The sequence below is a fragment of the Arthrobacter sp. 10T44 genome, assembly GCF_056393885.1.
The window spans coordinates 453034-465836 of sequence record NZ_JBFTGT010000001.1 but is presented as its reverse complement, the minus strand read 5'-3'; the positions used below and the strand labels follow the sequence as shown (position 1 = coordinate 465836).

10 protein-coding genes and 2 tRNA genes are annotated in these 12803 nt (G+C 68.9%); 11 read left to right on the top strand and 1 reads right to left on the bottom strand.

Annotated features, from left to right (window positions below):
- The first annotated feature begins 2 nt into the window (after positions 1-2).
- Genes AC1DBL_RS02165 through AC1DBL_RS02145 form a run of 5 tightly spaced genes read left to right on the top strand, consistent with a single transcriptional unit; the run spans position 3 to position 5238 of the window.
- The gene (locus AC1DBL_RS02165) at positions 3-1217 is read left to right on the top strand and encodes a cystathionine gamma-synthase (protein WP_441416965.1); all 1215 of its coding nucleotides are present in this window, start codon (positions 3-5) and stop codon (positions 1215-1217) included.
- A 6-nt stretch (positions 1218-1223) separates the two neighbouring features.
- Positions 1224-2501 carry a glycosyltransferase family 87 protein gene (locus AC1DBL_RS02160; protein ID WP_476925376.1) on the top strand — a complete coding sequence of 426 codons (1278 nt, stop codon included), beginning with the start codon at positions 1224-1226 and terminating at the stop codon, positions 2499-2501.
- A 55-nt stretch (positions 2502-2556) separates the two neighbouring features.
- Complete coding sequence (locus tag AC1DBL_RS02155) at positions 2557-3075, top strand: winged helix-turn-helix transcriptional regulator (protein WP_441416967.1); 519 nt, start codon at positions 2557-2559, stop codon at positions 3073-3075.
- Positions 3072-4406: an MFS transporter gene (locus AC1DBL_RS02150; RefSeq protein WP_476925375.1), complete on the top strand. Its 1335-nt coding sequence runs from the start codon at positions 3072-3074 to the stop codon at positions 4404-4406. Before AC1DBL_RS02155 ends, AC1DBL_RS02150 begins: the two co-directional genes overlap by 4 nt.
- A gap of 22 nt (positions 4407-4428) precedes the next feature.
- On the top strand, positions 4429-5238 hold the full coding sequence (locus tag AC1DBL_RS02145) for an SDR family oxidoreductase (RefSeq protein ID WP_476925374.1): 810 nt from the start codon (positions 4429-4431) through the stop codon (positions 5236-5238).
- An 87-nt stretch (positions 5239-5325) separates the two neighbouring features.
- On the opposite strand, the gene AC1DBL_RS02140 is transcribed toward AC1DBL_RS02145, so the two are convergent.
- Positions 5326-6513 carry an acyl-CoA dehydrogenase family protein gene (locus AC1DBL_RS02140; RefSeq protein ID WP_476925373.1) on the bottom strand — a complete coding sequence of 396 codons (1188 nt, stop codon included), beginning with the start codon at positions 6511-6513 and terminating at the stop codon, positions 5326-5328.
- A 54-nt stretch (positions 6514-6567) separates the two neighbouring features.
- On the opposite strand from AC1DBL_RS02140, the gene AC1DBL_RS02135 reads away from it, so the two are divergent.
- The 6 genes from AC1DBL_RS02135 (at position 6568) to AC1DBL_RS02110 (ending at position 12785) form a co-directional block, all read left to right on the top strand.
- Complete coding sequence (locus AC1DBL_RS02135) at positions 6568-7215, top strand: MOSC domain-containing protein (RefSeq protein WP_441416971.1); 648 nt, start codon at positions 6568-6570, stop codon at positions 7213-7215.
- Positions 7216-7641: 426 nt separating this feature from the next.
- A complete protein-coding gene (locus tag AC1DBL_RS02130) occupies positions 7642-9678 on the top strand; it encodes a DEAD/DEAH box helicase (RefSeq protein ID WP_441416972.1) in 2037 nt (678 codons plus the stop codon).
- Positions 9679-9946: 268 nt separating this feature from the next.
- Positions 9947-10018, top strand: a tRNA-Thr gene (locus AC1DBL_RS02125).
- A 62-nt stretch (positions 10019-10080) separates the two neighbouring features.
- Positions 10081-10157 (top strand) — tRNA-Met (locus tag AC1DBL_RS02120).
- A 264-nt stretch (positions 10158-10421) separates the two neighbouring features.
- Positions 10422-11081: an SDR family oxidoreductase gene (locus AC1DBL_RS02115; RefSeq protein WP_441416978.1), complete on the top strand. Its 660-nt coding sequence runs from the start codon at positions 10422-10424 to the stop codon at positions 11079-11081.
- Positions 11082-11213: 132 nt separating this feature from the next.
- Complete coding sequence (locus AC1DBL_RS02110; RefSeq protein ID WP_476925372.1) at positions 11214-12785, top strand: Na+/H+ antiporter; 1572 nt, start codon at positions 11214-11216, stop codon at positions 12783-12785.
- The last annotated feature ends 18 nt before the right edge of the window (positions 12786-12803 follow it).

The window sequence follows — 12803 nt, the reverse complement described above, 5'->3', positions numbered from 1 at the left end:
CCATGTCCCAGCCAGAAAGCTCTTCCACGGCCAACGCCGGCTTCAACACCCGCGCCGTGCACGCCGGCCAGGCCTTCGAGCCGCGCACCGGCGCCGTGGTGCCCCCGGTGCACTTCTCCTCCACCTATGCGCAGGACGGGATCGGCGGCCTCCGGGCAGGCTACGAATACGGCCGCGGCACCAATCCCACCCGCGACGCCCTGCAGGAGCAGCTCGCCGCGCTGGAGGGCGGCGCAGCGGCGTTCTCCTTCAGCTCCGGCCTGGCCGCCGAGGATTCCATGATCCGCGCCCTCACCCGGCCCGGAGACCACATCGTGCTCGGCAACGACGCCTACGGCGGGACGTACCGGCTGATCAGCCGCGTCCTGGGCGAGTGGGGGATCGGCAACACCCCGGTGGACATGTCCGATCTTGACGCCGTCGCGAAGGCCGTCGCCGCAGGCGGATCGAACGGCGGCGCGGCCGGCGGCAAGACCCGGCTGGTCTGGGTGGAGACGCCGTCGAACCCGATGATGAAGATCACCGACATCGAGGCGCTCGCCAAGGTGGCGCACGACGCCGGCGCCCTCCTCGTGGTGGACAACACCTTCGCCTCGCCGTACCTGCAGAACCCGCTGGCCCTCGGCGCCGACGTCGTGGTGCACTCCACCACCAAGTACATCGGCGGGCACTCCGACGTCGTCGGCGGCGCGATCATCGTCAACGACCCCGAGCTGGCCGAGAAGATCGGCTTCGTGCAGTTCGCCGTCGGCGCCGTGTCCGGGCCGATGGACGCGTTCCTCACCACCCGAGGGCTCAAGACGCTCGGCGTGCGGATGGACCGGCACAGCGACAACGCCCAGGCCGTGGCCGAATGGCTGCTGCAGCGCCCCGAGGTGGAGGCCGTGCTGTACCCGGGCCTGCCCTCCCACCCGGGCCACGAACTGGCAAAGAAGCAGATGAAGAAGTTCGGCGGGATGATCTCCGTGCAGTTCAAGGGCGGCGAGGCCGCGGCACGCAAGGTGGCCGAATCCACCTCCGTGTTCACGCTGGCGGAATCCCTGGGCGGCATCGAATCGCTGATGAACTACCCCTCCGAGATGACCCACGCCTCGGTCAAGGGCACCGAACTGGCAGTCCCGGAGAACCTGATCCGGCTCTCCTGCGGCATCGAGGACGTCGAGGACCTGATTGCGGACCTCGAGCAGGCTTTCGCGCGCATTGAGACGGGCAGCTAGCCTCCGGTGACCAGCACTTCCAGGGCAGCCAGCTCCACCATCCGCGGCTGGATCGCGACGGCGGCCGGCGCGGCCGCCGTCGTCGCCGCCCTGGTGGTGCTGTACTCGGCCTACATCCCGCTGCTGAACGACTTCGAGGTCTATTTCTACGGCGGAAACCGGGTGCTGCAGACCGGCGAAGCCGGCGTGAACGAGCTCTACGCCCCGCGCGACGGGCTTCCGTTCACCTACCCGCCGTTCGCCGCGCTGATCTTCGCCGCCCTCGCCACCCTGGGCCAAAGCGCCGGCGGCTTTGTCTTCACTGCCACCGCGCTGCTCGGCGCAGCCGTCGTGTCCGCCTGGCTGACCCGGCACTACTTCGGGCTGGGCCGCTGGCGCGACGCCGTCGCGGACTGGCGGTTCCGGGCCGTCGCCCTGGCCGGCACCGCGGCGATCCTGCTGATGGGCCCGTGGCGGGATACCTTCGACTTCGGCCAGATCAACATCATCCTGATGGGCCTGATCCTGGCCGACTTCGCACTCTACGGAAAATCCCGGGCCGGCGAGTTCCGTTGGCCGGCGGGCCTGCTGATCGGGATCGCGGCCGGGATCAAGCTGACCCCGCTCGCCTTCGGCCTATACTTCCTGGTCCGCCGCGACTTCAAGGCCCTGGGCTGGATGGCCGCGGGGTTCTTCGGCTCGATCGCGCTGGCCTGGGCCATGCTGCCCACCGCTTCGGTGACGTTCTGGACCAAGATCCTGCCGGACACCGGACGGATCGGTGGGCCGGCCTACGTGGACAACCTCTCGGTCAAGGGCCTGCTGCTGCACTTGGGGATGCCGGATTCGTCCCTGACCTCCGTGGTCTGGCTGGTGCTCGCGCTGGGCCTCGCCGCCGTCGCCGCGCTGGTGATCAAGTGGGCGGTTGACGCGGAGGAGAACTTCGTGGCGGTGTCCGCCACCGCGCTGCTGATGCTGCTGATCAGCCCGGTGTCCTGGTCCCACCACTGGGTCTGGATGGCCGTGGCGCTGCCGTGCATGGGGTTCGCCATCCACCGAGTCCCCTCGCGTGACGGCAAAATGCGGCTGGCCGGCTGGATCATCGTCGCCGCCTCCGCCGTCGCCTTCTACCTCACCCCCAAGTACCTCGCGGTGATGGCCGGGGCACACGAGTGGGGCAAGGATCCCACTACGCAGTGGCAGCTCACGGTCGCCAGCCTCGGCGTGGTCTGCGGGATGGCGATGCTGGTGTACTGGGCGCTGGCCTACCGGCCCTCCCGCGCCGGGCTCCGGCCGTACCTCTAGGTCCCGGCAGCTGCGGCCTCTAGCTATCTTGAAGAAAGCCAGCTAATCTGCCGGTATGGCACTTCGATCCGACTGGTCCCGGCGCAACTGCAGCATGGCCCGCGGCCTGGACATCCTCGGCGACCCGTGGGGCATGCTGGTCCTGCGCGAAGTCTTCTTCGGCAACGGACGCTTCGACGCCATGAAGGCCCGGCTGGGCGCTGCTGACTCGGTCCTCACCCGGCGGCTGGCAGCACTCGTCGACGCCGGCCTGCTCACCCGCCGCCCCTACGACGACGGCGGCGGCCGCCGCCGCCAGGAGTACGTGCTCACCGCCAAAGGCGAGGACGCCCTGCCGGTGCTCAATGCCGTCGTGATCTGGTCCGAGAAGCACCTGGCCGCGCCGTCCGAACAGGCGCACATGTTTGTGGTCCACAGCGGCTGCGGGCAGCGCACCTCCTCTGCGGACAGCTGCACGGCCTGCGGCGAACGGCTCACGGCCGAAAACACCAGCTGGCACAGCCTCACCCGGACCGCCGACCCGGTCCCCCTCGCCACCGCTCCGGCGACACGGAAGAACGGAACCGCAGCATGAGTGAGCCCCGCACCTCCACCCGGCGCCGCATCCATCCGGCCTGGATCGTCGCCGTCGTCGCGTTCCTGGCACTGGTCGGCGCTGCCGGTTTCCGGGCCGCCCCGGGCGTGCTCATGGTGCCCCTGCAGACCGAGTTCGGCTGGTCCACCACGGTCCTCTCGGCCGCGGTCAGCATCAACCTGGTGCTGTTCGGCCTCACGGCACCGTTCGCCGCGGCCCTGATGGAGCGCTTCGGCATCCGCGCCGTGACCGCCGTGGCGCTGGTGCTGATCGGGGCAGGCAGCGCCCTGACCGTCCTGGTCAACCAGTCGTGGCAGATCCTGCTGACCTGGGGGCTGCTGATCGGACTCGGCACCGGATCGATGGCGCTGGTGTTCGCCGCCACGGTCGCCAACACCTGGTTCGTGAAGAGCCGCGGGCTGGTGATCGGCATCCTCACCGCGGGCAGCGCGGCCGGGCAACTGGTGTTCCTGCCCTTCATCGCCGCCCTCGCGCAGAGCCCCGGCTGGCGGCAGGCCTCGCTGCTGATCGCCGCCGGTGCCCTGGCGGTGGTGCCGCTGGTGCTGAAGTTCTTGAAGAACTCACCGGCCGACGTCGGTGCGCTGCCGTATGGCGCCGAGACCGAGTCCGCGGAGGGTGGGGCTACAGCCGGCGGGACCGCAACGCCGGGGGAGCAGGCGGTCCCGGCCGGGCCCCGCCGGAATGCCGCCGTCCGGGCACTCCAGGTGCTCAAGCGGGCCAGCAGGGTCCGGACGTTCTGGGCACTCGTGGCCGGCTTCGCCATCTGCGGAGCCACAACCAACGGACTGATCGGCACCCACTTCATCCCCTCCGCCCACGACCACGGCATGGCCGAAACCACGGCCGCCGGCCTGCTCGCCGTCGTCGGCATCTTCGACATTCTCGGCACCATCGCCTCGGGCTGGCTGACGGACCGCTTCAATCCACGGATCCTGCTCGCCGTCTACTACCAGTTCCGGGGCATCGGGCTGCTGGTGCTGCCGCTGCTGCTCAGCGCCGAGATCCAGCCCAGCATGATCGTGTTCGTGATCATCTACGGCCTGGACTGGGTAGCCACCGTCCCGCCGACGGCCGCGATCTGCCGCCAGGTGTTCGGCGCGGACGGCAGTGTCGTGTTCGGCTGGGTCTTCGCCGCGCACCAGCTCGGCGCCGCCGCGGCAGCGCTGGCGGCCGGTGCCGTCCGGGACGCCACCGGCCAGTACACGTACGCCTGGTTCGCCGCCGCGGCGATGTGCACCATCGCCGCCGTCATCAGCGCGACCATCCGCAAGGACACCGGAAAGCAGGCGGCCGTCCCGGTCCCGGCCTAGGCCGGACGTTAGGCTGGGCACCATGGTTTCCACCCCGCCCAGGCCAGATAACCCGGACACGCCGGCCGCCGATGCCCCGCCGGTGCAGCGCAAGACGGCCCTGGTTACCGGCGTCGGAAGGCTCGCCGGCATCGGTGCAGGCATTGCGCGGCGGCTCGCAGCGGACGGTTGGGACCTGGTGCTCACCTACTGGCAGGACTACGACACCCGGATGCCCTGGGGCGTGCAGCCGGACGACGTCGAACGCCTCACCGCCGAGCTTCAGGCGACCGGCGCCGCCGTGCTGGCCGTGCCCGCCGACTTCGAGGATCCGCAGGCCGTGGACCGGCTGATGGCCGCAGTGGCGGAAGAGGCTGGCGCCCTGCAGGGTCTGGTGCTGAGCCACGCCGAATCCGTGGACTCGGGCATCCTGGACACGTCCCTGGAGAGCTTTGAGCGCCACTTCGCCGTCAACACCCGCGCCAGCTGGCAGCTGGTCGCCGCATTTGCCCGGCAGGCGCCGGCTGAAGGCGGTGCAATCGTGGCGCTGACCAGCGACCACACCGCGTTCAACCTGCCGTACGGGGCGTCCAAGGGCGCGTTGGACCGGATCGTGATCGCGGCCGCGAGGGAGTTGGGCCCGCAGAGCATCAGCGCCAACGTGCTCAACCCGGGGCCGGTGGACACCGGCTGGATGGACCCGCAACTGCGCGAGGACCTGGCCCGCCGGCATCCAGGCGGCCGGATCGGCACCCCCGCGGACGTGGCCGGGACGGTGGCGTTCCTGCTCTCACCCGAGGGCCGCTGGGTGTCCGGGCAGCTGGTCAAGGCCGACGGAGGCTTCTCCGCCTGAGGCCGCGCCATCGCCGCCGTCGAGATGACATTTTACGGCAGTGTGGTGCGGCAACACTGCCGCCAACTGTCATCTCACCCCGCGCCGCTAGCGGAAGGCGGCCAGCCCGGTGATGTGCTGGCCCAGGACCAGGGTGTGCACCTCGTCGGTGCCCTCATAGGTGCGCACCGACTCGAGGTTGGCGGCGTGCCGCAGCGGTGAATAGTCCAGCGTGATGCCGTTCCCGCCCAGGATGGTGCGAGCCTCGCGGGCAATCGCGATTGCCTCCCGCACGTTGTTCAGTTTGCCCAGCGAAATTTGCTCCGGCCTCAGCTTCCCGGCGTCCTTGAGCCGGCCCAGCTGCAGCGCCAGCAGGGTGCCTTTCTGGATTTCCAGCAGCATGTTCACCAGTTTCTCCTGGGTGAGCTGGTACCCGGCCAGCGGCTTGCCGAACTGCAGCCGCTCCTGCGAGTACCGCAGCGCAGCCTCGTAGGAGTCCCGGGCGGCGCCCATCGCGCCCCAGGCGATCCCGTAGCGTGCCTCGTTCAGGCAGCTGAACGGTCCGCGCAGCCCGCGGGCGGCGGGCAGCTGCGCCTCGGGGCCCAGACGGACCCCGTCGAAGCCCACATCACACTGGATCGAGGCGCGCATCGAAAGCTTCTGCCCGATCGGCGTGGCAGTCACCCCCGGCGTGCCGGCAGGCACCAGGAAGCCGCGCACGCCGTCGTCGGTCATTGCCCACACCACCAGCACGTCCGCGACGGAGGCGAGCCCGATCCAGCGCTTCGCCCCGTCCAGGATCCAGCCGGCGTCATCGCCCGTACCGTCCCGCCGGGCGAAGGTCTGCATCGCCGCCGGGTCCGACCCGGCGGTGGGCTCGGTCAAGGCGAAGCAGCCGATCGCTTCGCCCGCGGCCATCCGGGGCAGCCACGCCTGCTTCTGCTCCTCCGAGCCCCACAGGTGGATGGCGGTCATAGCGAGGGAACCCTGCACCGAGACGAAGGTGCGGATGCCGGAATCGCCGGCCTCGAGCTCCATCGCGGCCAGGCCGTACTCGACGGCGGAGCGGCCCGGGCAGCCGTAGCCCTCCAGCTGCATCCCGAGCACGCCCAGCTCGCCCAGTTCCGCTGCCAGTTCGAGCGGGAAGACGCCGTCGTCATACCAGGCTGCGATCCCGGGCCGGATCCGCTGGCTGGTGAAATCGCGGACCCTTTCCCGAACAGCCAGCTCTTCGGCGCTCAGCAGGGAATCGATCGCCAGGACATCGGACACGTCTGTTGCTCCAACACTGCTCATGGGAGCATCCTACGTTCCGCCGCCCGGACGCTGCCCCGGGCCTACACTGGTGCCATGAACACCGCTTCTGTGCTTGCCGTCTGCCGGGTGCACCAGCTGCTCAGCGACGAGGGACGACTGGGCGTGACCGCCATCGACAAGCGTCCCGTGGACGGACCCGTGAAAGTCCACCGGCTGGGCCTCCGCGGTGACATCCAGGCCGACCGGATCGACCACGGCGGCGAAGACCAGGCGCTGTACGCCTATTCCCAGGCCGACGCCGACTACTGGGCCGCGGAACTTGGACGGGACATCCCGCCCGGATACTTTGGCGAGAACCTCCGGGTTGCCGGCATCGACGCCACCAACGCGGTGATCGGCGAACGCTGGAAGATCGGGCTCGACGTCGAAGTGGAAGTCACCTCGCCCCGCCGGCCGTGCAGCACCTTCCAGCGGCGCGTGAACGAACCCCACTGGGTCAAGCGGTTCACCGAGGCCGGACTTGTAGGCACCTATCTGCGCGTGGTGCGCACCGGCAGCATCCAGGCGGGGGACCACATCCACCGGCTCTACGTCCCGGCGCACGGCGTGACGATCGGCAAATGGTTCTCCGACCCCACGGTCCAGGACATGGAGGCGCTGCGGGATGCCGACGCCGATGGCCTGATCCGGCTGCAGCCGGAGTACCACCAGGAATTTGCGAAGCTGCAACCGGCGGACTAGCACGCCCGCCGGAGCGCGGTCCGGGGCCCGCACAGGCCCGGGCGGTGCGGCATGTGCGCAAGCTCACCGCCGCCGTCGACCCCTGCGTTACCACCTGCAGGTGTGCATGCCTTACACTTGAAATATCCCCCACTCCGGAAATCCCTTATTCCTGCCCAATTTTTGAGGCAGGACTGGCAAGTGTTGGGGCCCGCTACTGTGATGCGGGCATTTTCATAGGGAGAGCCGGCTAAAGAAAACGCTGTACAGACTGCTGGGATAGCAGCCAAGAGTTGCAGCGGGAAGTCCTGCCACGGGATTGCGAAAGCGCCGGGCTTCTATGTGACCGGCCGGTCAACGTATGCCCGGCAATTACGGCACGTGTACTGCGGCTCCGCTCACCTCGGGTTGTGCCGCCTGGCCCCTATGGATGAGGAAGATTCCCCTATGCCCGAAAATCAGGACAACTCCGTCGACACTGAAAACACCCAGGCCGACGTCGAGATCACCGAAACCCCTGCCGCCGAAGCAGCCACCACGCCGGTGGAAACCGCGGCCGAAAACACCCCGAACGATGCCGGTGACGACGAAACCGGTCTCCGCTTCGTCGACCTCGGCATTGATGCCCGCGTCCTTGCCGCCCTGCAGGACGTCGGCTACGAGAAGCCGTCCCCGATCCAGGCAGCGACCATCCCGGTGCTGCTTGAAGGCCGCGACGTTGTGGGCCTAGCCCAGACCGGTACCGGTAAGACTGCAGCATTCGCAGTACCGGCACTGTCCCGGCTGGCCGAACTCCACGACCTGAACGGCCCCTCCCGCAAGACGCAGGCCCTGGTCCTGGCTCCGACCCGCGAGCTTGCGCTCCAGGTCGCGGAGGCCTTCACCTCCTACGCAAAGCACATCGACGACTTCACCGTCCTGCCGGTCTACGGCGGCTCCGCCTACGGACCCCAGCTGGCCGGCCTGCGCCGCGGTGCCCAGGTCGTCGTCGGTACCCCCGGCCGTGTGATCGACCACATCGCCAAGGGTTCCCTGGACCTGTCCGAACTCCAGTACCTTGTGCTGGACGAGGCTGACGAGATGCTGCGGATGGGCTTCGCCGATGACGTGGAGCAGATCTTCCAGCAGACCCCCGAGGGCCGCCAGGTTGCACTGTTCTCTGCCACCATGCCGAGCCAGATCCGTCGCCTCTCCAAGCAGTACCTGAACAACCCGGCCGAGATCCAGGTCAAGTCCAAGACCACCACCGGCGCCAACACGCGTCAGCGGTACCTGCAGGTCATGGGCCCGCACAAGCTCGACGCACTGACCCGCATCCTCGAGGTCGAAGAGTTCGACGGCGTCATCGCCTTCGTCCGCACCAAGATGGCCACCGAGGACCTGGCCGACAAGCTGCGCTCGCGTGGCTTCCAGGCGGCGGCCATCAACGGCGACATCCCGCAGCAGCAGCGTGAGCGCACGGTCGAGGCCCTGAAGGAGGGTCGGATCGACATCCTCGTCGCCACCGACGTCGCGGCCCGCGGCCTGGACGTCGAGCGCATCAGCCACGTGATCAACTACGACATCCCGCACGACACCGAGTCCTACGTGCACCGCATTGGCCGCACCGGCCGCGCGGGCCGTTCCGGCGACGCCGTGCTGTTCATGACCCCGCGGGAGAAGTACCTGCTGCGTTCCATTGAGAAGGCCACCCGCCAGCCGGTGGAGCAGATGCACCTGCCTACCGCGGAAACGGTCAACACCCTGCGGCTGGGCAAGTTCGCCGAGAAGATCACCGAGACCCTCGAATCTGAGGACGTCTCGGCGTTCCGTGACCTGATCGCTTCCTACGAGGAAGAGCACAACGTTCCGGCCGCCGAGATTGCCGCCGCACTGGCCGTCATGGCGCAGGGCGGACAGCCGCTCCTGGTCAAGGAACTGCCCGCCGCGCCGGAATTCCAGAAGCGCGAGCGCTCCAAGGACGGGTTCGGCTCCCGTGGCCCGACCCGCACCCTGACCGAGGGCAACGCCACCTACCGGATCGCCGTCGGACGCCGCCAGCGCGTCATGCCGGGTTCCATCGTGGGCGCCATTGCCAACGAAGGCGGCATCTCCTCGGCCCAGATCGGCGGCATCGACATCCGCTCGGACCACTCCCTCGTGGAGCTCCCGGCGGACCTGAGCCCGGATCAGCTGAAGGCACTGTCCCGCACCCGGATCGGCGGCGAGCTGATCCACCTCGAGCTGGACAACGGCCGCAAGCCCTCCGGCGACCGGGGCGCCTACCAGGGCAACCGTGGCGGCGAGCGCGGCGGTTACTCCGGTGGCAGCGGCAACTTCAAGGGCAACGGCGGCTTCAAGCGCGAGTTCCGCAAGAACGACGGCGAGCGTTCCTCGGCTGACCGCGGCGGCCGCTCCTTCAGCGATCGCAACGAGCGCAGCGTCGGCACCGACACCCGCAAGCCCCGCACCGAAGGCGGCTTCAAGCCCCGCAACAAGTGGTAACCACTAGTTCCTAGGCAAGCAGGACGGGCCGGCTCTCTTTGAGCCGGCCCGTCCTGCTTTAAGGTCCGGAGCGTGCGCAGTTCCTGGAACGCTCCGGACCCGTGAGTCGCCTTCGTCACATCCCGGGTGCGGACCGGCCGGAATGGGCCCGCGGGGGATGCCCGAAGGCCCGGGATACCCCCGAAATCGCGCGGATTTTGGCACCGCCGGCAGGGGAGGCCAGCCGATTTGTTGGGAGCCGAATCTTCCGGTAGAGTATTTACTCGTTGCCCCCCTAGCTCAGTGGTAGAGCGCGTTCTTGGTAAGAACGAGGTCACCGGATCGATTCCGGTGGGGGGCTCTGAATGAGGGCCTGCGTCAAGGCGGTTTTTGACCGGCTTGACGCAGGTTTTTCTCATTCGTGGCGGCGTAGCTCAGTTGGTTAGAGCGCACGACTCATAATCGTGAGGTCGGGAGATCGAGCCTCCCCGCCGCTACCAGATAAAGCCCCCGGAATCCTTGAGATTCCGGGGGTTTTTCTGTATCTCTGTATTCGCCATCACTTGCGCCCTGCGCCGAACGCGTCGTCCCACATCACGCTGAACTTCGTGCCAATTGACGCCGAGCCCTGGTCCCTGTCCGCCGTTGCCCTGTCACTTATGGCTGTTCTGCCGCGCCCATAACGGCCCGAAGTGATAGAGCATCGCGCTCGAATGGCCACGGTCCGGGTGCGGGGACGGGGCTCGGTGGGACAGAATGGGACGATGACGCGAATCGCAATCATCGGCGGCCACGGAAAAGTGGCTATGGAACTGTCCGGCATCCTCTCGAAGGACGGGGCCGAGGTGACCTCCATCATCCGCAACCCGGACCATCGCGACGACGTCGCCGCCACCGGCGCCACACCGCTGGTGCTCGACGTGGAGAAATCGACGACGGCGGAAATCGCCGAAGCGTTGAAGGGCCACGACGCCGTGGTGTGGTCCGCCGGCGCGGGCGGCGGCAGCCCGGAACGCACCTATGCCGTGGACCGGGACGCGGCCATCCGGTCGATCGACGCCGCGGGCGACGCCGGCGTCCGGCGCTACGTTATGGTCTCCTACCTCGGGGCCGGGCCGGACCATGGCGTCCCAGCGGACAACAGCTTCCACGCCTACGCCGAGGCCAAAGCTGCCGCGGACGCCCACCTGCGTGGCAGCGGCCTGGAGTGGACCATCCTGGGCCCGGGAGCCTTGACCGACGGCCCCGGCAACGGTCTGCTGGACGTCAACCCCACCGATACCTCTGACGGCACCGGCACCTCGCGCTCCAACGTGGCGCTCGTCGCCGCCGCGGTGCTGGGTCTGCCGCAGACCGCAGGGCGGACAATCGAGTTCCGGGACGGAACCCTGCCGCTCGCCGCGGCCCTCGGTCCCGTGAGCTAAACCGGCGAACTGGACCCGTGAGGTAGTCGGCCGGGCCGGCCCCGGCGAACCAGTGCCCCGATAGGGTGGTGGGGGCGGCTGGCGCGTCGATGACCGGGGACTGGTCGCCGTCACCCCGGGGAAAGAGTGCACATGGACCAGCTGGCCCTCATCATCGGACTTCTTCTTGCCACCGTGGTGGCGGTGGGCCTGGGCGACCGGCTCCGCCTGCCATACCCGGTCCTGATGCTGATCCTCGCCGCGTCGCTGACGTTTATCCCGGGCTTTCCGGAGGTGGACATCCCGGCGGAACTGATCCTGCCCATCTTCCTGCCGCCGCTGCTCTTCGCGACCGCGCAGCGCAGTTCCTGGGCCGTCTTCCGGGTGCGCTGGCGGACGCTGCTGATGCTCGCCGTAGCGCTTGTGGTGGTTTCCACCGCCGTCGTGGCAGGCGCCGCCTGGCTCATGATCCCGGGTATCGGCATCCCGGCCGCGATCGCCCTGGGCGCCATGGTGGCCCCGCCCGATCCCGTGGCGGTGGACTCCATCGCAGGCAGGGTCCACATGCCGCGCCGGCTCATCACGGTCCTGCAGAGCGAGGGCCTGTTCAACGACGCGGCCGCCATCGTCATTTTCCAGGCGGCCGTGGCGGCCTCCGTTGCCGGCAGCAGGGTGGGGCCCGACGTCGTTCTCCAGTTCGCCGTCGGGGCGGCCCTTGCCGTCGGCGTCGGGATCGGGATGGGCTGGCTCACGCGCCTCATCACGCGTCTGGTGCACTCGATGGTGGCCCGCAGCGCGGTCACGCTAGTGGTCCCGTTTGCCGCCTACATCCTCGCTGAGGAGGTGCACGCCTCCGGCGTGATCGCCGTCGTCGTCACGGCCTTGGAGATCCAGCGGCATTCACGGCCGCAGGAGGCCGCCGAACGGGTCACCCGCACGGCGTTCTGGGATGTGGTGGAGCTGCTCGCCACGGGCCTCGCCTTCGGGCTGGTGGGCCTGGAGATCCGCCAGGTCATCCACGACGAGGGCACCGCGGTGATCGGAATGGCCGGAACAGCCGCCGTGGTCTGCGTGCTGGTTTTCGCCGTGCGGTTCGGCTGGCTGGCGATGATGTCGGGCCTGGCGCGGAGCAAGAAAAACACGCTGCGTCCCACCTCCGCGAAAGAGGTCTTGATCCTGACTTGGTGCGGCATGCGCGGCTTGGCCACCCTGGCGCTGGCGCTGGCCCTCCCGGCCACGCTGGCCGACGGGACCCCGTTCCCGGCCCGCAGCGAGCTGCTGGTGATTGCGTGCGCCGTGCTGCTGGCCACGCTCGTGCTGCCGGGTCTGACATTGCCGTGGCTGATGCGGGTCCTGAAGGCCTCGGAGGACGGGTCCGTGGAGCGCGACGCCGCCCGGCTGCTGGCCTCCCGCGCGCAGCAGGCGGCCATTGCGGCGCTGAAGGACCACGAGCTTATGAAGGAGCTGCCGCAGGGAAAGGTGGCCCTGGTCAAGGAGAAGATGACCCGGCTGCACGCCGAACTCCTGGACGGCAGCCTGCGGAACGAGAGCGTCACCGAAAAACGCAAGCGCGGCCGCGAGCTGGCCATTGCCGTCCAGACCATCGCCCTCGACGCCGCGCGTCAGGAGGTTGTGGCGGCCCGGAACGAACCCGACATGGACCCGGAGGTCGCGGACCGGGTGCTGCGGCAGCTGGATCTGCGCACCATGATCATGCCGGAGTGACGCACCGGCCCACCGGTA